Annotated in this window: 21 protein-coding genes; 10 read left to right on the top strand and 11 right to left on the bottom strand. The window is 74.0% G+C overall.

Annotation, left to right across the window (positions count from 1 at the left end; all coding sequences use genetic code 11):
- Positions 1-17: 17 nt before the first annotated feature.
- Positions 18-494, top strand: a complete 477-nt coding sequence (locus ACFEMC_RS22535; RefSeq protein ID WP_367639689.1) for an NUDIX hydrolase — start codon at positions 18-20, stop codon at positions 492-494.
- Entirely contained in the window at positions 491-2,719 is a 2,229-nt protein-coding gene (locus tag ACFEMC_RS22530; RefSeq protein ID WP_380172085.1) for a DUF6049 family protein, read from the top strand. Before ACFEMC_RS22535 ends, ACFEMC_RS22530 begins: the two co-directional genes overlap by 4 nt.
- Here the strand turns inward: ACFEMC_RS22530 and murJ are convergent.
- Positions 2,684-4,354, bottom strand: coding sequence for a murein biosynthesis integral membrane protein MurJ (murJ, locus tag ACFEMC_RS22525; protein ID WP_380172083.1), 1,671 nt, complete (start codon positions 4,352-4,354; stop codon positions 2,684-2,686). The two genes, ACFEMC_RS22530 and murJ, sit on opposite strands and share 36 nt — an antisense overlap.
- Positions 4,355-4,443: 89 nt before the next feature.
- On the opposite strand from murJ, the gene ACFEMC_RS22520 reads away from it, so the two are divergent.
- On the top strand, positions 4,444-5,553 hold the full coding sequence (locus ACFEMC_RS22520; protein ID WP_380172081.1) for a C40 family peptidase: 1,110 nt from the start codon (positions 4,444-4,446) through the stop codon (positions 5,551-5,553).
- Here ACFEMC_RS22520 and ACFEMC_RS22515 read toward each other — a convergent pair.
- Positions 5,550-6,482 (bottom strand): hypothetical protein, encoded by a 933-nt coding sequence (locus ACFEMC_RS22515; RefSeq protein WP_380172079.1) that lies wholly within the window; start codon positions 6,480-6,482, stop codon positions 5,550-5,552. The genes ACFEMC_RS22520 and ACFEMC_RS22515 overlap by 4 nt on opposite strands.
- 178 nt (positions 6,483-6,660) lie before the next feature.
- On the opposite strand from ACFEMC_RS22515, the gene ACFEMC_RS22510 reads away from it, so the two are divergent.
- From ACFEMC_RS22510 to trxA, 5 genes are all read left to right on the top strand, one after another.
- Entirely contained in the window at positions 6,661-8,235 is a 1,575-nt protein-coding gene (locus ACFEMC_RS22510) for a protein kinase family protein (RefSeq protein WP_380172078.1), read from the top strand.
- Complete coding sequence (gene sigM / locus ACFEMC_RS22505) at positions 8,232-8,822, top strand: RNA polymerase sigma factor SigM (RefSeq protein WP_380172076.1); 591 nt, start codon at positions 8,232-8,234, stop codon at positions 8,820-8,822. Before ACFEMC_RS22510 ends, sigM begins: the two co-directional genes overlap by 4 nt.
- A gap of 78 nt (positions 8,823-8,900) precedes the next feature.
- Entirely contained in the window at positions 8,901-9,689 is a 789-nt protein-coding gene (locus tag ACFEMC_RS22500) for a hypothetical protein (protein ID WP_380172074.1), read from the top strand.
- 128 nt (positions 9,690-9,817) lie between these two features.
- Complete coding sequence (gene trxB / locus ACFEMC_RS22495) at positions 9,818-10,861, top strand: thioredoxin-disulfide reductase (RefSeq protein ID WP_380172072.1); 1,044 nt, start codon at positions 9,818-9,820, stop codon at positions 10,859-10,861.
- A 31-nt stretch (positions 10,862-10,892) separates the two neighbouring features.
- Positions 10,893-11,219: a thioredoxin gene (gene trxA / locus ACFEMC_RS22490; protein WP_367639679.1), complete on the top strand. Its 327-nt coding sequence runs from the start codon at positions 10,893-10,895 to the stop codon at positions 11,217-11,219.
- A gap of 55 nt (positions 11,220-11,274) precedes the next feature.
- On the opposite strand, the gene ACFEMC_RS22485 is transcribed toward trxA, so the two are convergent.
- Positions 11,275-11,937 carry a GNAT family N-acetyltransferase gene (locus tag ACFEMC_RS22485; protein WP_380172069.1) on the bottom strand — a complete coding sequence of 221 codons (663 nt, stop codon included), beginning with the start codon at positions 11,935-11,937 and terminating at the stop codon, positions 11,275-11,277.
- Between the two features lie 169 nt (positions 11,938-12,106).
- On the opposite strand from ACFEMC_RS22485, the gene ACFEMC_RS22480 reads away from it, so the two are divergent.
- Positions 12,107-13,504: a PLP-dependent aminotransferase family protein gene (locus tag ACFEMC_RS22480; RefSeq protein WP_380172066.1), complete on the top strand. Its 1,398-nt coding sequence runs from the start codon at positions 12,107-12,109 to the stop codon at positions 13,502-13,504.
- Positions 13,501-14,472 (top strand): D-alanine--D-alanine ligase, encoded by a 972-nt coding sequence (locus tag ACFEMC_RS22475; protein WP_380172064.1) that lies wholly within the window; start codon positions 13,501-13,503, stop codon positions 14,470-14,472. The genes ACFEMC_RS22480 and ACFEMC_RS22475 overlap by 4 nt, the downstream gene beginning before the upstream one ends.
- Before the next feature lie 4 nt (positions 14,473-14,476).
- On the opposite strand, the gene ACFEMC_RS22470 is transcribed toward ACFEMC_RS22475, so the two are convergent.
- Genes ACFEMC_RS22470 through rpmH form a run of 8 tightly spaced genes read right to left on the bottom strand, consistent with a single transcriptional unit; the run spans position 14,477 to position 20,292 of the window.
- Complete coding sequence (locus tag ACFEMC_RS22470) at positions 14,477-15,622, bottom strand: ParB/RepB/Spo0J family partition protein (RefSeq protein WP_380172062.1); 1,146 nt, start codon at positions 15,620-15,622, stop codon at positions 14,477-14,479.
- Positions 15,619-16,980 (bottom strand): AAA family ATPase, encoded by a 1,362-nt coding sequence (locus tag ACFEMC_RS22465; RefSeq protein ID WP_380172060.1) that lies wholly within the window; start codon positions 16,978-16,980, stop codon positions 15,619-15,621. The genes ACFEMC_RS22470 and ACFEMC_RS22465 overlap by 4 nt, the downstream gene beginning before the upstream one ends.
- Complete coding sequence (rsmG, locus tag ACFEMC_RS22460; protein WP_380172058.1) at positions 16,977-17,750, bottom strand: 16S rRNA (guanine(527)-N(7))-methyltransferase RsmG; 774 nt, start codon at positions 17,748-17,750, stop codon at positions 16,977-16,979. Before rsmG ends, ACFEMC_RS22465 begins: the two co-directional genes overlap by 4 nt.
- 35 nt (positions 17,751-17,785) lie before the next feature.
- Positions 17,786-18,385 carry a protein jag gene (locus ACFEMC_RS22455; RefSeq protein WP_380172056.1) on the bottom strand — a complete coding sequence of 200 codons (600 nt, stop codon included), beginning with the start codon at positions 18,383-18,385 and terminating at the stop codon, positions 17,786-17,788.
- A gap of 48 nt (positions 18,386-18,433) precedes the next feature.
- Positions 18,434-19,447 carry a membrane protein insertase YidC gene (yidC, locus tag ACFEMC_RS22450; protein WP_380172054.1) on the bottom strand — a complete coding sequence of 338 codons (1,014 nt, stop codon included), beginning with the start codon at positions 19,445-19,447 and terminating at the stop codon, positions 18,434-18,436.
- A 45-nt stretch (positions 19,448-19,492) separates the two neighbouring features.
- Complete coding sequence (gene yidD / locus ACFEMC_RS22445) at positions 19,493-19,741, bottom strand: membrane protein insertion efficiency factor YidD (protein ID WP_367639788.1); 249 nt, start codon at positions 19,739-19,741, stop codon at positions 19,493-19,495.
- 43 nt (positions 19,742-19,784) lie between these two features.
- The gene (rnpA, locus tag ACFEMC_RS22440) at positions 19,785-20,135 is read right to left on the bottom strand and encodes a ribonuclease P protein component (RefSeq protein WP_380172052.1); all 351 of its coding nucleotides are present in this window, start codon (positions 20,133-20,135) and stop codon (positions 19,785-19,787) included.
- A gap of 19 nt (positions 20,136-20,154) precedes the next feature.
- Positions 20,155-20,292 carry a 50S ribosomal protein L34 gene (gene rpmH, locus ACFEMC_RS22435; RefSeq protein ID WP_367639670.1) on the bottom strand — a complete coding sequence of 46 codons (138 nt, stop codon included), beginning with the start codon at positions 20,290-20,292 and terminating at the stop codon, positions 20,155-20,157.
- Positions 20,293-20,460 lie beyond the last annotated feature (168 nt).

The raw sequence follows: 20,460 nt of genomic DNA, 5'->3' as shown, positions 1-20,460 counted from the left end.
CTGGCTACAGTGAGCCGATGGTCAAGCCTGCCCGGGAGCCGCGTCGGCGGCTGCCCACCGTGCAGGAGACCTCCTCCGGTGGGCTCGTCGTCGACCTCTCGACCGGGGTCCCGCGCGCCGCCGTCATCTGCCGCCTCAACCGCGCCGGCCGCGCCGAGTGGTGCCTGCCCAAGGGCCACCTCGAGGGCGAGGAGACCCTCGAAGAGGCTGCGGTGCGCGAGATCGAGGAGGAGACGGGCATCCGCGGCGAGGTCGTGGAGACGCTCGGCAGCATCGACTACTGGTTCTCCGCCGACGGCCGCCGCATCCACAAGGTCGTCCACCTCTTCCTGCTGCGCGCGGTCGGCGGGACGCTGACCGTCGAGAACGACCCGGACGCCGAGGCGATCGACGTCGAGTGGATCCCCTTCCCCGACCTCGACGAGCGGCTCGCCTTCCCCAACGAGCGCCGCGCGGCGACGGCGGCGACCCTGCGGCTGGGCGAACTGGCGTGACCGCACGCGTCTCGCGGCGCGGGCTCCTGTCGGGGCTGGCCGCCGGTGGTGCGCTGAGCGCTGCGGCGGGCCCGGCGCACGCCTCGACGCAGGCCTCCACGACCCGCCCGACCGCGAGCGCCACCACGACCGCCAGCAGCACGACCTCCACCGGGCTCCCGCTGCGGGTGGTCCTCCTCGACCTCACCCCGTCGGCGTACTCGGCGACCGACCCGGCGCGCTCGACGGTCGTCGTCCGCGCCCGCATCGAGCACCGCGGGTCGGACCCGGTGACGTCCCTGACCGCCCGGCTCGTCGCCCAGCGCTCCCCCGTCGTCGCCCGCTCCGGCCTCGACACGTGGGCCCGGGCGTCCGACCGCGCGTCCATCACCCGCTCCTCGGCCAGCTCCGACGACGTCGTCGTGGGCTCGGGGACGCTGGACCCGGGGGCGTCGGCGGAGGTCGTCATCTCCCTCCCGGCGTCCTCCCTCGGGGCGGGCGTCGGCGCGCACCTGGCGGCCGTGGAGATCTCCGACGACTCCGGCCGGATCGGCGTCGCGCGGACGTTCCTCGTCTCGGCCCCGCCGCAGGTCACCCCCACGCCGCTGACGCTGCTGCTGCCGCTCGTCGCCGGGCGCGACGCGACCGCCTCGGGGCTGGACACCGCCGTGCAGGCACGGCTCGGGCCGCTCGTGGACGGCAGCGCCGACGCGCGCGTGGCCTGGGCCGTCGACCCCGCCCTCACCGCGACCGTCGCCTCGGTGCGCGCGTCGGCGGGGGCCGCCGCGGGCACCCCGACCGCCGGGGCGACGCCCGACCCGACGGCTTCCAGCAGCGCCCAGCCCTCGGCCGAGCAGGCCGAGCGGCTCTCGCAGTGGCTGGGGCGCCTCGCGGCCGCGAGCGCCGGGCGCGACGTCCTGGGGCTGCCGTTCGGCGACCCCGACCTCGAAGCGCTGTCTCGCGCGACCTCGGGGGCCGAGCTGCTGCAGCGGGCCACCACGGCCGCCGCCGGAGCGTTCGACGGGCTCACCGGCGCGGCGGTGCGCACCGACGTCGCCTGGCCGGCCGACCAGGCCGCCGACGAGGAGCTGCTCGGCTTCTGCGTCGAGGGCCGGGCCTCGACCGTCGTCCTGGACGACCGCTGCCTCGTGCCCGACCCGGACCTGACGTTCACCCCCGTCGGCCGCGCCACCGTCGAGCTCTCCGGCTCGGGCTCGGTCGCCGCGCTCGTCGCCGACCGGACGATGTCCTCGGTCCTGGCCGACGCCGCGGACCCCGACCAGGCCGTCCTCGTGCGGCAGCGCCTCGTCGCCGAGGCCGCCACCACGACGCTGCAGCGGCCCAACGACCCCCGCGGTCAGCTGCTCGTCGCCCCCCGCAGCTTCGCCCCGGACGCGGCCACGCTCAACGGGCTCGTCGCAGACCTGGAGTCGTCGGGATGGGCGGCGTGGCAGACGCTCACCGAGCTGTCCCAGGCGACCGCGCCGGACGGCGAGCGCTCCGAGCCCCAGGTCGCCGCCGCCACGAACCGCGCGGCCCTGCCCACGGGCCACGTCGAGGACGTCGAGCGGCAGCTCGTCGCCGTCGACGACTTCCGCAGCGCCCTGCAGACGTCCACCCCCGACGCCGACCTGCTGTCCCAGCAGCGCGCGGCACTGGCCCTGCTGGGGGCGTCCTGGCGCGGGCACACCGACGAGCTGCCCGCGGCCCGGGCGGCCCTCGGACGCGCGGTGCAGCTGCTGACGGCGGGGGTGAGCATCGCGACGGGCAGCGTCCGCAACCTGGCCGCCGAGCGCAGCGAGCTGCCCATCACCGTCGTCAACGAGCTCGACGTCCCCGTGCTCGTCGACCTCGTCCTGCGGCCGCGGACCCCGCGCGTGCAGCTCGACACCGTGCCCCGCCAGACCGTGCCCGCGCGCAGCCAGCAGCGCGTGGCAGTGCCCGTGCGGGCGCTCGCGAACGGCTCCGTCATCGTCGACGCGCAGCTGCGCACCCCCGCCGGCAGCGCGATCGGGCCGGCCGTCGACATCCGCCTCAACGTGCGCGCCGACGTGGAGAACTGGATCTCCGGGGTGGTCGGGGGCGGGGCCGCGGGCCTGCTGGTGCTGGGGGTCGTGCGGGCCTTCCGGAAGGGCCGCCGCCGCGTCGACCAGGCCGAGCACCCCGTGGACCCCCCCGCCGAGGACGCCGGGGAGGAGGCCAGGGAGGCGTCAGCGCCGTCCGAGCCCGGGCAGCCTGCGCAGTAGCGGACCCACCAGGTCGTCAAGCTCGCGCACGCGCATGAGTCGGCACAGGACCGCGAAGACGACCAGCACCAGGGTCCCGCCGACGAGGACGACGGCGAGGTCCGCGGCGCGACCGTCGCCCAGCCGCTCACCACCGAGCGAGACGGCCCAGCCCACGGTCGCTGCGACCGCCGAGATGATCAGCAGCCGCACGAGCGTCCGCAGCAGGAGGTGGCCGTCGATGCCACCGCCGTCGAGGGACCGCAGCCGCCGGCGCAGCAGCACGAGCCCCAGGACACAGCCCACGACGTTCGCCAGGCTCATGAAGGCGCCGATGCCAATGACCTGCCACCGGGGCTCGAGGACGAAGTAGCAGACCAGGTTGCCGATGGAGGTGACCACGGCGACCACCACCTGGACCACGAAGGGCGTCCGGGCGTCCTCGTACGCGTAGAACACGCGCTGCACGAGGTAGGTGACGCTGAACGGCACGAGGCCGATCGTCATGGCCACGAGCACCTCACCGATCGGGTGCGCCGAGAACATCGCGCCACCGACGGCCGGACCCAGGCTGAGGAAGGCCGCGGTGGCCAACGCCCCGGCGGCCGCGACGGTCCGGGCACCCGTCGAGAAGTCCCGCCGGACGGCAGCGACGTCACCCGCCACGGCCGACCGGCTCAGACGTGTGAAGAGAGCGGTCACCAGGGACACCGCGACCAGCGAGTGGGGCAGCATGAACAGCAGGTACGCGTAGCTGTAGGAGTTGCCCGACGCCCCGTTGACCCCTGCCTCGTTGAGCGCGTAGCCGGCGGAGGTCATGACCTTCGAGGTCGGGATGAACGCCACCTGCCCCACCGCGACCCCCGCGAAGGTCCAGCCCGCCACCCGGCCGGCGCTCCGCAAGCCGATGCCGCGGAAGCCGAGGCGGGGTCGGTAGCGGAAGCCGATGCGGTGCAGCGGCCACAGGAGCACGAGCGCCTGCAGCGCCACCCCTGCCGTCGCCGTCCCGGCCAGCAGCGCGACCATCTCCGGGGTCCATGCGCTGGCGGAGTAGCCCTCGCCGCCGGGGTACAGCGCGAGGAACGCAACCGTGCCGCCGATCGCGATGACGTTGTTGACGACCGGAGCCCACATGAAGGGCCCGAAGCTGCCGCGGGCGTTGAGCACCTGCCCGAGCACCGTGTAGAGCCCGTAGAAGAACACCTGCGGCAGGCACCAGAAGGCCATGGCGGTGCCGAGCGCGAGCCAGTCGTCGTTCCACTTGTCGGCGTACAGCCGGACGACCAGGGGCGCGCACAGGGTGATGAGCACCGTCGCACCGGCCATGACGAGCAGCGCGAGGGTGATGAGCCGGTCGACGAAGTCCTTGCCGCCGTCCGGCAGCTTGAAGGCCCGCACGATCTGCGGGACGAGGACGGCGTTGAGGACGCCACCCGCGACGAGGATGTAGAAGTTGTTGGGCGCCTTGTTCGCGACGTCGAAGACCTGGCCGCCGACCCCGGCTGCCGCACCGCCGATGGCCGAGGCGAGCAGGGCGACCCGGACGAACCCGAGGACCCGCGAGACCAGCGTCCCGCTGGCCATGAGGGCGCTGGACCGGGCGAGGGAGGCCTTGGACTCGTCCGGGACGGCCGTCTGGTCGGGGGCTGCGCTCACGCCTCGATGGTGGCCGATGCCTGCGCCGTCCGGGTCATCGCGTCCCCGGTCCGGTCAAGGTCTTCACACGCGGTGACGACCTCACCACGGTGAAGAACCTCGGTCGGGTCGTGGCGGCGGGTGCGCTCGCGTTCGCCCTGGCGGCGCCCGTGGCCGGTGCGCACGCCGAACCCCGCAGCCGCACGCTGCAGACCCAGGCCGACGCCCTGCGCGACGCGGTCCAGGCCCTGCAGCTGCAGCAGTCGGTCGCCACCGAGGCCTACGACACGGCCGTCGACGACACCTCCCGTGCCATCTCCGAGGAGGTCCGCGCCCAGGCCGCGCTCGACGCCGCCCAGGGCACGAGCAGCGCCGCCGCGACCGCCGCGACCCGTCGCGTCCGCGCCCTGTACATGGCCGGTCCGTCGCTGCCCACGGGTCTGTCCTCCGGCCTCGGCCTGCTGACGAGTGGTGACCTCGACCAGGCCGCGAGCGCCGCGCGGTCCGCCGCCGTCGCCGCGACGGTCGTCGCCGACGACGAGTCCACCCTCACCCGGGCCGTCACCGCCCGCACGGACGCCAGCGCCGCCGAGGCCCACCTGCAGGAGGTGCGGCGGGACAAGACCGCCGCCGAGCGGGCCGCGCAGGCGGCGAAGACCGAGGTCACGAGCGCCCTCGCCCGGCAGCAGCAGCTCCTGGACGCGGCCGACGCCGCGGTGCGGGACGCCGTGGCGCAGGAGGAGGAAGAAGCCCGGCAGGCCGCCCTCGCCGCCGCCGCCCAGCAGGCCGCGGCCGCCGGCGTGGCCGACGCGGGCGACTCCACGGCGGGGGTGGCCGACGCCGTCGCGAACGCCTCGACCGCAGCCCTGGGGGCCATCGCCGCGGCGCACACCCGCGAGGGGATGTCCTACGTCTGGGGCGCGACCGGGCCGACGACGTTCGACTGCTCCGGGCTCACGCAGTGGGCCTACTTGCAGGCGGGCGTGTCGATCCCGCGCACGTCCCGCCAGCAGTACGCCGCTCTGCCGAAGGTGCCGTTGGACCAGCTGCAGCCCGGTGACCTGGTCTTCTACGCCAACGGCTCGGACCCGTCCACGATCCACCACGTCGCGCTGTACCTCGGCGGCGGCAAGGTGCTGCACGCCCCGCACACCGGGGACGTGGTGCGCGTGGCCGGTGTGGCCATGCCCGGACTGTTCGGGGCGGTGCGTCCCTCCTAGCGGGAGGCGAGGACGGCCAGCGTGAGGCTGGCGACGTCCTCGACGACCGCAGCCTGCCAGTCCGGCACGACCTCCGACGCCCCCGCCCGCCACGCCGCCCCCAGGAGCGAGCCGGCGAGCGCACCCACGGCGCCCGCGAGGACCGGGACGACCGCGCGCTGGTGGTCGCGCTTGGCGAGGGCGAGCGCGCCGCCGGCCCCCGAGGCGATGCGGGCAGGAAGCCCCGCGGCCGTCAAGCGGCTCGGGGTCGCCGGGTTCTTGTCCGCGACGACCTCGGCACCGACGGCGGCGAGGGACCCCAGCTTCGCGACGGTGTTCCCACCGGTCAGCGCGGGCCCCGCCAGGCCGAGGGAGCTGCGGCCCCCCGCGGCGACGCCGAGCAGGGCGGACCGTGCCACCAGACCCGCCGACGCCCGCGTGGGCTTGTCGACGACGGCCGTGGACCCCTCCTCGGGTCGCCGGTCGACGAGGCGGAGGGTCGAGTGCGCGGCGAGGCCGAAGGCGAGGTGCGGGACGGCGTCGGCGACCCAGTCCTGCCCCGTCCACTCCCGCACGTCCGTGACGCCGAGGGCGTGCGCGGGTCCGTCGGTCGCGGCCATGGCCAGCGCGCCGGTCACCACACCGCCGACGACGGGCGGCAGCCGCAGCCCGGCGGCGCGCGCCGTCCCGACGAGGGCTCCGACGCCCAGCCCGGCGGCGGTGCCGGTGAGGGCCGCGAGCGCCGTCCGGCGGTTGGTGCGTTCCCCGCGCGACCCACCGACCTCGGTGCCCAGCCGGTCGGCGAGGGCGTCGACGACGTCCGCGGGCATGGTGCTCGCGTCCCGCCCGCGCCAGGCCATGTCGGCGTACGTCACGGCGTTCAGGACGGCGGTCCCGACGGCACCGGCCGCCAGACCGCCGCGCAGGCCACGTCCCAGGGAGCTGCTCACGCGGCCATCCTGGGCGTCGCCCGCAGCCGCCGCGCGTCGAACCGGGGTGGGCCGCGCGCGCCCTAGCATGGGAGCGACGACACGGTCACCGCGTGCACGCAGGCACGCGGACGAGACGCAGGGGGTAGGTCTGGACGGGGCGGGCCGCAGCACGGACCGGGACACGGGCGCCGGGCGGGTGGCCGACCGCTACCTGCTCGACCGCGAGCTGTCGGTGCAGACGGACCTCGGCACGAGCGAGTACCTCGGCCGCGACCTGACGCTCGACCGGCCCGTGCGCGTGCGGACGCTGCCGGCGACGGACCCGCGGGCCGAGGAGTTCCTCGACGCCGCCCGCCGCGCCGCCATGCTCAACGACCCTCACGTGCCCCGCATCCTCGACGCCGGCACCGACGAGGACCCCACCACCCCCGGGACCGCCACGGTCTACGTGGTGGAGGAGGCGGTCGAGGGTTCGACGATGACGGACCTGCTGCGCTCGGGGCCCCTGCGCCCGGCCGCCGTCCGCGCGCTCGTCGGCGAGGTCGCCACGGCCCTGGACGCCGCGGCGCGCCGCGGGCTGCACCACACGCGCCTGACCCCCGACGACGTCCTGCTCGACGCCGAGGGCGTGGTCCGCGTGCGCGGGGTGGGCGTCGAGGCGGCCCTGGAGGTCGACCCGCCGGCCGTGTCCGCGGCGCGGGCGGCCGCGCTGGCCAACCGTGCCGACGCCGTCGGCCTGGTGGCCCTCGTGTACGCCGGGCTCGTGGGCCGGTGGCCGTCCCTGGAGGGGCTCGCCCCCTGCGCGGCGCTGCCCGAGGCCCCTACGGGTGACGGGAAGCCGTTGCCGCCCAAGGACATCCGTCCAGACGTGCCGAACGACCTCGACACGTTGTGCGCCGTGACGTTCGGCCCCCACGAGGACGGCCCCCGCGACCCGGCCGAGCTCGCCCTGCAGCTCGCGCCCTGGTCGATGGACGTCTTCGACGAGACGCTGCGGCGGATGCGCGGCGAGGCGGCGACGGCCGCCGTCCGCGGCCGGTTGAAGAACCGCGACGAGGTCGTCCCCGAGGCCGAGCCCCCGGTCCCCTTCACCCGCCCCCACTCCACGGCCCGCCCGCCCCGCGACGACTCGCGCCTGGTCCTGGGGATCCTCGGCGCGGTCGTGGCCGTCGGCCTCGTGCTCGCGCTGTGGCAGCTCAGCGGGATCGGCGCTCCGCGCAGCACGAGCGAGCAGACCCCCGCCCCGTCGACGTCGGCACCCGCCGCCCCGGCGCCCTCGTCGCAGGCACCGGACACGGCGAGCCCGACCACCAGCGCGCCCGCCGCCTCGCCCGCGGTCCTGCCCGTGGCGGCCGTCTCCGCCCTCGACCCGCAGGGCGGCGGGGAGAACTCGCAGACCGCGGCCCGGGCCGTCGACGGCGACCCCTCGACGGCGTGGGAGAGCCAGCGCTACAACTCCGCGGCCTTCGGCGGGCTCAAGGACGGCATGGGGCTGCTCCTCGACCTCGGCGCCGAGGTCCAGGTCTCCTCCGTCGCGCTCACCGACGGCGGCGAGGGCGGCTCGGTGTCGCTGCTCACCGCTCCCGGCCCGGCGCTGGACGGGTCCCAGCCCGTCGCGACGGCCCCCGCGGGCGGCCAGCAGACGCTGACGCCCGCCCAGCCGGTCCGCTCGCGATGGCTGGTCGTGTGGTTCACCCAGCTGCCGACGACGGACGGGGTGTTCCGGGCCTCCGTCGCCGAGATCGCCGTCACCGGAACGCCCGCGTCGTGACCGGGGCGGGAGCCCAGGACCCGCGGACCGACGCTGAGCTCGTGGCCGCGCACGTCGCGGGCGACCCGGACGCCTTCGGCGAGGTCGTGCGCCGGCACAGGGACCGGCTGTGGGCCGTCGCCCTGCGCACGACGGGCGACCGCGAGGAGGCCGCGGACGCCGTCCAGGACGCCCTCGTGTCCGCCCTGCGCGCCGCCGACCGCTTCCGCGGCGAGTCCGCCGTCACCACCTGGCTGCACCGCATCGTCGTCAACGCCTGCCTGGACCGGGCCCGGCGCCGGGCTGTGCGCCCGACCCGCCCGCTGGAGGAGGAGGTCGGCGCCGGGGAGGACGGGGTCCGCACCGGAGCCGCGCTCGCCGTCGTCGAGGACGCCACGCCCCACGTCGAGGCCCAGCTCGACGTCACGGCGGCCCTGGCGCGCCTGCCGGAGGCGCAACGCGCGGCCCTCGTCCTCGTCGACATGTACGACGTCCCCGTCGCCGAGGCCGCTCAGGTGCTCGGCGTCGCCGTCGGGACCGTGAAGTCCCGCTGCTCCCGGGGGCGGCTCGCGCTGGCCGAGATCCTGCAGCCGGGAGGGAACCGGTGAGCCGCACCCCGCGTCCCACCCCCCGTTCCCCCCGGGTCCCCCTTCAGGGACCGACGACCGGATCCACCCTTGGGAGGCGTGTCCACGGTGAGTGGTGAGTTCGACGGCGAGGAGCTCGACGCGCAGGAGCGCCGCGTGCGCGACCTGCTGCGCTCGGCGGCCGACGTCGGGCCCATGCCGGACGACGTCGTCGCCCGCCTCGACGAGGCGCTGCGCGCGGCGCGACCCGCCACCCCCGTCTCGTCCCTGACCGAGCGGCGTCGCTCGTCCTGGCGGTCCCGGCTGCCCCGCGTCCTGGCCGCTGCAGCCGGGATCGCCGTGGTCGGTGGCGGCGCCGTGCTCGTCGGCCTCCAGGGCACCCCGGGCTCCGACTCCGCATCCAGCGGCGGTGCGGCCGGCGGCGGCTCGATGGCTGCGGCGTCCGGGTCCTCCGAGTCCGTCCCGGGGTCCGCGGAGGTGCTGCTGAGCGGCCGCGACTACGCCGACGCCGCGGCGGTGCGCGACCTCGGCGAGGACGTGCTGGGCCAGGAGGCGCAGGACACCTCCGCTCCGCAGGGCGCCGCCGACGACGCCACGCCCGGCGCGGGCTCCACCGACCGCAAGCCCTCGATGCTCAAGGCGCCGCAGTCGAGCGAGGCGCCGGCCACGACGGACGAGTCCCAGCGCCCCGCCGCCGAGCGCGCCCTGGCCTGCACGAAGCAGCTCGGGGTGGCCCCCGACTCCGTCCTCGCGGTCGAGATCGCCTCCTGGCAGTCCCGGCCCGCCGCCTTCGTCGTGCACACGAGCGGGGACGCCGCCGAGGTGGTCGTCGTGGCCCTCGACTGCACGCCCGGCGAACCCGCGCTGAGCACCGTCCCCGTGCCCTGACCGTCCCCTGATCGGCTCCCCGGCAGCGCGGACCGGGGAACAGCGGCCCCCTACGATCGGTTGAGCAGACAGCACGGGATCCCGGTTCGCGGGGCCCGGCACCGATCGAGGGAAGCAGGTCCGCACAGGTGAGCGAGTCCAGCAACGGGGCCACTCCGCAGGACGTCCGCAACGTCATCGTCGTGGGCTCGGGGCCGGCCGGGTACACCGCCGCCCTCTACGCGGCCCGCGCGGAGCTGAAGCCCCTGGTCTTCGAGGGCTCGGTCACGGCCGGTGGCGCCCTGATGAACACGACCGAGGTCGAGAACTTCCCCGGCTTCCCCGAGGGCATCATGGGCCCGGACCTCATGGACAACATGCGCTCCCAGGCCGAGCGCTTCGGCGCCGAACTCGTCACGGACGACGTCGTCGACGTCCGCCTCGACGGGGACGTCAAGGAGGTCACGACGGGCGGCGGCGAGACGTACCGCGCCCACGCCGTGATCCTCGCCCTGGGGTCGGCCTACCGCGAGCTCGGCCTGCCCGACGAGAAGCGACTGTCCGGCCGCGGCGTCAGCTGGTGCGCCACGTGCGACGGGTTCTTCTTCCGTGAGCAGGACATCGTCGTCGTCGGTGGCGGGGACTCCGCCGTCGAGGAGGCCACCTTCCTCACCCGCTTCGCCCGCTCGGTGACGATCGTGCACCGCCGCGAGGAGCTGCGCGCGTCCCGGATCATGGCCAAGCGCGCCGAGGAGAACCCCAAGATCTCCTTCGCCTGGAACTCCGAGGTCGTCGGCATCACCGGTGAGACGAAGGTCGAGGGCCTCACGCTGCGGGACACCGTGACCGGCGAGACCCGCGAGGTGGCGGCCACCGCGCTGTTCATCGCGATCGGCCACGAACCGCGCACCGACCTCGTCAAGGGCCAGGTCGACCTCGACGAGAACGGCTTCGTCCTCGTGGAGGGCCGCAGCACCCGCACGAACCTCGCGGGCGTCTTCGCCGCCGGCGACGTCGTCGACCACGAGTACATGCAGGCCATCACCGCGGCCGGCATGGGCTGCTCGGCCGCCCTGGACGCCGAGAAGTTCCTCGCCGCCCGCGGCGACGCCGGCCTCGAGGAGCAGCCCGCGCGTGAGGAGACCGACCCGGACGTCCCGACAGCCGAGACCGTCGACCGCCCCCAGCACTGACCCGTCCCGCCCGAGAACGAGAGGAACCCCCGTGAGCGCCACCGCCGCCACCACCGACGCGACCTTCGACGTCGACGTCCTGCAGTCCGACAAGCCGGTCCTCGTGGACTTCTGGGCCCCCTGGTGCGGCCCGTGCCGCCAGGTCGCCCCGATCCTCGAGGAGATCGCGGCCGAGCACGGCGAGAAGCTCACCGTCGTCAAGGTCAACACCGACGAGAACCCCCGCATCGCCGCCAAGTACGGCGTGACGTCGATCCCGACGCTCAACGTCTACTCCGGCGGTGAGGTCGTGAAGACGATCATCGGCGCCCGCCCCAAGCCCGCCCTCCTGAAGGAGCTCGAGGAGTTCGTCGGCTGACGGTCCACCGCACGACGAGAGGCCGGCACCCGCCTGGGTGCCGGCCTCTCGTGCGTCAGGCGGGGGCCACGCCGGTCAGGGTGGGCACGCGGACGGTGCTGAGGATCTTCTCCAGCGCGGCCTCCACGTCCTCGCGCCAGGACAGGGCCGTCTTGAGCTCCAGCCGCAGCCGGGGGAACCGGTGGTGCGGCCGGACGACGGTGAACCCCACGGACTCCAGCAGGTGCGCCGGCAGGACGCACGGCTCCCCGTGGTCGTGGGCGTTCTCCGTGCTGCCGTCGCCACCCACCGCAGCCGGTCCCCCGCCGAAGGCCTCCACGGCCTTGACCCCGCGCTGCGTGAGGTCCTTCGCCGCGCCCTGCAGCAGCATCCGGGCCAGTCCCTCGCCGCGGTAGGCGGGTTCGATCCACCCCGTCGTCAGCAGGACGGCGTCACCGCTGACGGGGGAGGTCGGGAAGCGGCTCTGCTGCGGCACGTACACCGGCGGTGCGTACATGACGAACCCCACCGGCTGGTCGTCGACGTAGACGAGGCGCCCGCAGGCGCCCCACTGCAGGAGGACGGTGGAGATCCACGCCTCCTTCTCGAAGTCCGGGTAGCCGGCCTCCGCGGCGCGCGTGGCGGCGGTCTGGTCGAGCTCCCAGAAGACGCACTGCCGGGAGGGCTTCGGCAAGTCGGCGACGGTGTCGAGCGTCAGCGGGGCCATGCGTCGTCCCACCGGGGCGGCCTCCCGTCTCGAGCCCGGGACGCCACCGGCGTCCCGTCCGTGCAGGGCCTTCACTCCGTGCCGCTGCGGTGGCACCAGTCTAGGTGGCAGTCTCGGAGTGAGCTCCGCACCCGGAGTGACGATCCCACCGGGGGATCGGCCCGTGCCCGAGGAGGCCGCCATGAGTCAGCACCCGTCGTCCACGAGTCCCGGTGACGCGCCCGTCGCGTCCGCCGCGGCCCGGGCCGGCGCCGCTGCTGCCTCCTCCGCCTCCGTCCCGGGTCAGGGCGGGCGCCGCCTCGACCGCTGGGTCGGCACCTACGCCCAGCGCACCGCGTCGATGACCGCGTCGGAGATCCGCGCCCTGTTCGCCGTCGCCAACCGCCCGGAGGTCGTCTCCCTCGCCGGGGGCATGCCCTACCTGCCCGCCCTCCCGCTCGACGCGATCGCCGAGCTCAGCGCGCGCATCGTGGCCGAGAGGGGGGCGCAGGCGCTGCAGTACGGCTCCGGCCAGGGCGAAGAGCGGCTGCGGGAGCAGATCGTCGAGGTCATGCGCCCGCAGGGCATCGCCGCCCACCCCGACGACGTCGTCGTCACCACGGGGTCCCAGCAGGCCCTCGACCTCGTGTCGCGCATCTTCCTCGACCCGGGCGACGTCGTCCTCGCCGAGGCCCCCAGCTACGTCGGGGCGCTGGGCGTCTTCCGCAGCTACCAGGCCCAGGTGGAGCACGTCCCGCTGGACCACGACGGCCTGCAGCCCGCGGCGCTGGAGGAGGCCCTCGTGCGGCTCCGGGCCCAGGGGCGGCGCGTGAAGTTCCTCTACACCGTGCCCAACCACCACAACCCGGCCGGCGTGACGATGTCCCTGGAACGGCGCCACGCAGTCCTCGACATCGCCCGCCGCCACGACCTGCTGGTCCTGGAGGACGACCCCTACGCCCTGCTCGGGTTCGACGGGGACCCGCTGCCCGCGCTGCGGTCGATGGACGCCGAGCACGTCGTCCACCTGGGCAGCTTCTCCAAGACGTTCGCGCCCGGCTACCGCGTCGGCTGGGCCGTCGCCCCGCACGCCGTCCGGGAGAAGCTCGTCCTCGCCTCGGAGTCCGCCATCCTCTGCCCGACGTCGTTCGGGCAGTTCGCGATCGCTGAGTACCTGGCGACCTACGACTGGAAGGGGCAGGTCAAGGTGTTCCGCGAGTTGTACCGCGAACGACGGGACGCCCTGTTGACGGCCCTGGAGGCCCACCTGCCGCAGGCGACATGGACCCGCCCGGCAGGGGGGTTCTACGTGTGGCTGACGCTGCCGGCCGGGCTGGACGCCAAGGCCATGCTGCCGCGCGCGGTCACCGGCCGGGTCGCCTACGTCCCCGGTGGCGCGTTCTACGCCGACGGCACGGGCGGGCACTCGCTGCGGCTCTCGTACTGCTTCCCGACCGCGAAGCGCATCGCCGAGGGGGTGCGACGCTTGGCCGGCGTCGTCCACGACGAGCTGGAGGTGCAGGAGCTCTTCGGGTCTCCCGGGGACCGTCACCCCCACCGTGAGCACGGTGTGGTCAACCCCGGGCCGGAGCTCGCGTGAGCGCCGACGTGGGGATCCGCGACCCGCGGGTGACGGTGCTGGCCGGTGGTCTCTCCCACGAGCGGGACGTGTCGTTGCGGTCCGGACGGCGCGTCGCCGAGGCGCTGCGCGCGGCCGGCTGCGACGTCACCGTGCTCGACGCCGACGCGCAGTTGCTGCCGCGGTTGGCCGCGGACCGTCCCGACGTCGTCTGGCCGGTGCTGCACGGAGCGATCGGTGAGGACGGCGCCCTGCGCGACGTCCTGGAGCTGTTGTCGCTGCCCTTCGTCGGGTCGCGGGCGGCCGCGTGCCGGCTGGCGTGGGACAAGCCGATCGCGCAGTCCGTCGTATCTGCGGCGGGCCTGCGGGTGCCCGCCTCGATCGCGCTGCCGCAGGCCACCTTCCGCGACCTGGGCGCTCAGCCCGTCCTGGCCGCGGCCGCGGACTGGGCGGGGTTCCCGCTCGTCGTCAAGCCCAGCCGCGGTGGCTCCGCCCTCGGCGTGGCCGTCGTGGGGGACGTCCGTGACCTCGCCCGCGCCGTGGTGGACGCCTTCGCGTACGGCGACACGGCTGTCGTGCAGGAGCACGTGCCGGGGACGGAGGTGGCCGTGTCGGTCGTCGAGACCGCCGGGGAGGTGTTCGTCCTGCCCGCGGTGGAGATCGTCGTTGACGGCGGCTCGTACGACTACGCGGCCCGGTACACGGCAGGGGCGACGGAGTTCTTCGTCCCCGCCCGGCTGCCGGAGGACGTCGCGGCCCGGGTCGCCAACGCCGCCCGCACGGCGCACGAGGCGCTGGGGCTGCGGCACCTCTCCCGCGTCGACCTCATCGTCACCGATGCGGGCGAGCCGGTCTTCCTCGAGGCGAACGCCGCCCCCGGGATGACGGAGACGTCGCTGCTGCCCCAGGCCGCAGAGGCCGCGGGGTGCGGACTCGACGCCCTCTACCGGGGGATCGTCGAGTCCGCGCTCACGTCACACCTGCGCTGACGCGTCAGTTCGGGCTGCCGAGCAGCCGGAGGATGCGGTCGAGGTCCTCGACACCCGCGAAGTCCACCGTCAGGCGGCCGCGGGTCCGGCCCATGCTGATCTTGACGCGGGTGTCGAGGCGATCGGCCAGCAGCGTCGCGCGGTTCTCGAGCTCCGGCTGCGGTTCGGCCGGGTTCCGTCGGCGGGGGGCGGTGTCCGCGTCCCCGAGGGCGATCATCTCCTCGACCGCCCGGACGGACAGCCCTTCAGCGACGACGCGCTGTGCGAGGCGCTCCATCGCCGCGCCGTCCTCGAGGGACAACAGCGCGCGGGCGTGGCCCGCGCTGATGACGCCCGCGGCAACCCGCCGCTGCACCAAGGGAGGCAACTTCATGAGCCGCAACGTGTTGCTGATCTGCGGGCGCGAGCGGCCGATGCGCGAGGCCAGGTCCTCGTGGGTGCAGCCGAAGTCCTCGAGGAGCTGCTGGTAGGCGGCTGCCTCCTCGAGCGGGTTCAGCTGACTGCGGTGCAGGTTCTCCAGCAGCGCGTCCCGCAGCAGGTCGTCGTCGGCAGTGTCGCGGACGATCGCGGGGATCGTGTCGAACCCCGCCTCCGTCGTCGCGCGCCAGCGCCGTTCGCCCATGACGAGCTCGTACCGGGGCGACCCGTCCTCGGCCGCTGCGACGGGACGCACGACGATGGGCTGGAGGACGCCGATTTCACGGATCGAGTGCACGAGCTCGGCGAGGTCGTCCTCGTCGAACACCGTGCGCGGCTGACGCGGGTTCGGCGTGATGGCCGCGACCGGGACCTCCGCGAAGCGCGCGCCGGGGACCTCGACGAGACCGTCCTCCTGCGCGGACGCAGTGGTCTCCTCCACGGCGTCTGCCGCGGGTGCGTCGGACGTCTCCTGAGCGTCCTCCGTCGTCACGACGGCCAGATCGCCGACCTGTTCCACGTGAAACGACGAGTCCTCGCTCGGCTCCTCGACTGCGGGCTCCGGCGCCGACGACGGCCGCTGGTCGAAGAAGACGTCGACCGGTCGGCCTGCGGGACGCATGGCCGGCGGCAGCGACGGCGTCGCCGTCCCCGGACGGGCTGTGGTCGTCGCGCCCCCACTGGGGATCAGGGCCCCGAGACCACGCCCGAGACCACGTCGCTTGTCGCTCACGCTCCACCCTCCTTCGACGCGAACCCGCGTCGCGTCACCAGTCCGTCCGTCCACCGTGCCCACGGGTCAGCCACCGCCGGGGCCGAACCCACGCCAGCATCCCCCGCAGGTGCAGGGGTCTCCTGCACGCCACGCTGGGCCATTTCGCGTGCCGCCTCGAGGTAGGCCAGCGCACCCGACGACAGCGGGTCGTACGCCATGACCGTCTGCCCGTGGCTGGGCGCCTCCGAGATGCGCACGGACCGCGGCACGAGCGAGCGCAGAACCTGCTCCCCGAAGTGGTGCCGCACCTCCTCCACGACCTGCGCAGCGAGGCGGGTCCGCCCGTCGTACATGGTGAGCAGGATGGTCGTGACGGCGAGGTCCGGGTTGAGGTGCTCCTGGATCAGCTCGATGTTCGACAGCAGCTGGCTCAACCCTTCCAGCGCGTAGTACTCGCACTGGATGGGGATGAGCACCTCGGGTGCCGCCACGAAGGCGTTGATGGTCAGCAGCCCGAGACTCGGGGGGCAGTCGATGAGGACGTAGTCGACGCGGCGCTCACCAGCCTGTTGCAGGCCCTTGAAGTACTTGGCGACCGCACGCTGCAGTCGAGACTCGCGAGCCACCATCGAGACGAGTTCGATCTCGGCGCCGGCCAGGTCGACCGTAGCGGGGGCGCACCACAGGTCGGGCGCCTCCTCGCACCTCTGCACGACGTCCTGCAGCGGCTTGCCCTCGACGAGCACCTCGTACATCCCCGGGACGCCGGCGTGGTGGTCAATGCCCAGAGCGGTGGAGGCGTTGCCTTGCGGGTCGAGGTCCAGCACGAGCACCTTGAGACCGGCGGCTGACAACGCTGAGGCCAGGTTGACCGCCGTCGTCGTCTTCCCGACCCCACCCTTCTGGTTGGCGATCGTCATGATGCGCGTCTGCGTGGGGCGCGGGAAGCGCTCCGGAGCCCGCGCCGGCGGCGTTTCACGTGGAACAACGGGCGACGCGACCTCGATGTCCGTCTCCTCGTCGGGAAAGGCCAGCGGGGTGTCGCTCCCCGACGGATGGAGGTCGACGACCGAGGCGAGACCATCGTCCGTCGCGGGGTCGTCGTGCAGGGCAGCTTCCGGCTCGGCGACGACTGACAATCCGGTTTCACGTGAAACCGGGGGCTCGGCGGCAGTCGGTGCCTCGGCGGACTCCGTCTCACGTGGAACGACCACGCCCTCAGTCATCGCGCTAGCGACCTCGTCGACGTGCGTTTCACGTGGAACATCGGCCACCGCGTGGACCGGGAACCAGCCGAGGCCACCCTGCACTGTTGCCGTCGCCGTTCGCCCGAACCAACCGAGCTGAGTCACACGCTGATCCTTCCCGTGGTTCACCGTCGCTGCCCTCGCGGACCGCGACGCTTCGGTGCCGTTGCTGCTGCGGCCGTCGCCTGGCGGAGAGGGCCGTGTCCCCGCGCCACCCGGACCACCGTGGTGCCGTTCTCCTCGTCCGGACCGACCCGCAGGACCTCGGGCTCGGAGGTGATGCCCATCTGGCGCAGGACGTCCGCGGCCGCGGCGATTTCGTCGGCGGCGCTCCGTCCCTTGATGGCGACCAGGTGACCGCCGGTGACGACGAGCGGGAGGGCCCAGCCGTACAACGTCGCCAGCGGCGCGACCGCCCGGGCGGTGACGACCGAGGCCGAGAACTCGCCGCGAACGTCTTCCGCACGCCCGCGGGCCACGGCGATCTGGTCTCGCAGGTCGAGCTCGGCGATGGCCTCGCGCAGGAAGGTGTAGCGACGCTCGAGAGGCTCGACCAGCCGCACCTGCACGTCCGGTCGGGCGAGCGCCAAGGGGATCCCAGGGAGCCCGGCGCCGGAGCCGATGTCCAGGACAGACGCCCCGTCGTCGACGACGTCGCCGAGGTAGGCGCAGTTCAAGAGGTGGCGATCCCACAGGCGGGGGACCTCACGCGGCCCGATCAGCCCGCGTTCGACGCCGGCCGTGGCGAGCAGGTCACGGTAGGCCGCGGCGCGCTCGACGCGGTCACCGAAGACCCGTTCGATCTCGGGGCGGAGGGTCTCGTCAACGACCCCGGGAACGACGGAGGGCGGTGGTGTTCCACGTGGAACACCACCGCCCTCAGGCAGATCATCCGACACCCCGTCACCCTATCGGCCGACGGAGCCCGGTCAGATCACGCGTCGCTGCTCTGTGGATCCCCCGTCGGGGTCGGCAGCACGACGACGCGGCGACGCGGTTCCTCGCCCTCGGACTCACTGACGAGGCCCTTCGCCGCAACGGCGTCGTGGACGACCTTGCGCTCGAACGCCGACATCGGCTCCAGCCGCTCCGCCGCACCCGAGGACTGCACCCGGGCGACGACCTCGTGGGCCAGTCGGACGAGCGAGGTGCGCTTGGTCGACCGGTGCCCGGCGACGTCCAGCATGAGCCGCGTCCGGTCGCCCGTCTGCGCCTGGACGGCGAGCCGGGTCAGTTCCTGCAGCGCCTCGAGCACCTCACCGTCGGCACCGACGAGCCGCGACAGCGCGGGGGTGCCCGCCTCGTCGGCCACGACCGCCACGGAGGCGCGGCCGTTCTCGATGTCGATGTCGATGTCCCCGTCGAGGTCGATGATGTCGAGCAGCTCTTCGAGGTAGTCGGCGGCGATGTCGCCCTCCTCCTCGAGTCGCGACTTCGTCGACCCCTTGCGGCGGGGCTCCTCGGTCGCCGTCGCGGGGGCACCCTCGGTCTGGTCCACCGAGGTCTCCTCGACCGCGTCCGTCGTGTCGTTCACACGTCCTCCTGGCTGGTGTGGCAGTGGAGCTGGTTCATGGGCCGGTCGTCAGCGGTTGGGACCCTGGCTCGACCGCGAGCCTCCGGGCCGGCGCTGCTCACGGCTGTTGCCCCGCTTGGGCTGCTGGCGCTGCCGGCGCACCGGCGTGGCCGGGGTCGTGTGCTCGGCGGTGGTGGCCGTCTCAGGCGCACCGTCCTTGGTCAGCACGACACCGCGACGGGCTGCGCGACGGGCCTTGCGCTCCTCCAGCTCCTTCTCCGCCAGCGACCCGGGGTTGGGCATGCGGCGGATGACGAAGAACTGCTGGCCCATGGACCACACGTTGGTGGTGAGCCAGTAGAGGAGGACACCGATCGGGAAGTTCACGCCGGAGACGGCGAAGATGATCGGGAGGATGTAGAGCATCAGCTTCTGCTGCTGCGCGAAGGGGTTGCCCTCCATCGAGGCCGACGAGGTGTTCTTCGCCATGAGCTGCTTCTGCGTGATGAACTGCGACGCCGACATCAGGACGATCATCACCGCGGTGAGGACGATGGCGTTCCAGTTGCCGTTGCCCCACGACTTCATGAAGACGTCGGAGAGGCTGGCGCCGAAGATGGTGGCCTTGTCCGCCTGGTCCACCAGATCCAGCGTCAGCGGGCCGATCGGCTTGCGCTGGGCAATGCCGTTCAACGTGTGGAACAGCGCGAGGAAGATCGGCGACTGCAGCAGGATCGGCAGGCAGCTGGCCATCGGGTTCGTCCCCGACGACCGGTACAGCGCCATCATCTCCTGCTGCATGGCCTGGCGGGAGGCGGGGTCGTTCTTGCCCTTGTACTTCTGCTGGATCTTCCGCATCTCGGGCTGGATGACCTGCATCCCGCGCATCGCCTTGATCTGCTTGACGAAGAGCGGGATGAGCAGGATGCGGATGACGACCACGAGGCCGACGATCGACAGCGACCAGGCGGCCCCGCCGGCCGGATCGAACCCGATCGCGGTGAAGAGGTCGTGGAAGCGCACCATGATCCACGCGACCACCCACTGGATCGGATGGAGCAGGTCGTAGAAGAACTCGATCATGGGGCGGTTCGTCCTCTCACAGGGGTCGGGCTCACAGGGCTGACCTCAGGGCGCTGGCACCCGGGAGTGGCCCTTCGGCGGAACGGGGTCCACCCCACCAGGGTTCCACGGGTGGCAGCGGAGGAGTCGCCGGACGGTCAACCAGGTCCCGACGACGGCACCCCGGGTCCGCAGCGCCTCGACGGCGTAGGCGGAGCACGAGGGGTAGAAGCGGCACGTCGGCCCGAGCACGGGCGAGACGAGCAGTTGGTAAGCGCGCACGAGCAGGACCAGCAGCAGTGCCGGCCACCGCAGGGGGTGCCACCACCGACGACCGGGCGACGGGTCTCCCGTCGGCTCAGTCACCGGGGGCCAACCCCAGCCGCTTCAGCCCGCGGTCGACGTCGACGCCCAGCTCGGCCGAGGTGGCCTCGGCCGCCCCCGGCAGGGCGCGGACCACGAGCAGACCGCCCTCGGCAGGCAGCACCGCCAGGCGGTCTGCCGCCAGGTGCCGGAGCCGGCGCTGGGTCCGGTGCCGCTGCACCGAACCCCCGACGGCCTTGGACACGACGAAGCCCACCCGGGTGGGGTGGGCTCGGTCGGTCGTCACCCAGTGCAGGACCAGGCGACGCGTGCCCGCACGCCGACCCTGCCGGAAGGCGACCGTGAAGTCGTCCCGGTGGCGAAGGCGGTGCTCCGCAGCCAGCACGCGGGCGGGGGATCTGAGGTCAGGCGGCGATCTGCGCGCGGCCCTTGCTGCGGCGCGCGGAGAGGATGGCGCGGCCGGCGCGGGTGCGCATGCGCAGACGGAAACCGTGCACCTTGGCGCGGCGACGGTTGTTCGGCTGGAAGGTGCGCTTGCTCACGGCGGGACTCCTGGGACTCGTGCGGGCGGGCCCCGCCGGACTGTCGGCGCCGTCCACGTGGAGTGAACGGGTCGACGATGCGGAGCACAGTCCCTTGCAGAGTACGGTCCCCGACCCGACCGGGTCAAAGCGCGCAGGCAGCAGGGCCGCGGGGCGGCCCGCGGTCCG

The organism is Kineococcus sp. DHX-1 (assembly GCF_042473625.1).
Taxonomy (GTDB): domain Bacteria; phylum Actinomycetota; class Actinomycetes; order Actinomycetales; family Kineococcaceae; genus Kineococcus.
Note: the sequence above shows the minus strand (reverse complement) of the source record. Positions and strands in the feature narration are given on the sequence as shown.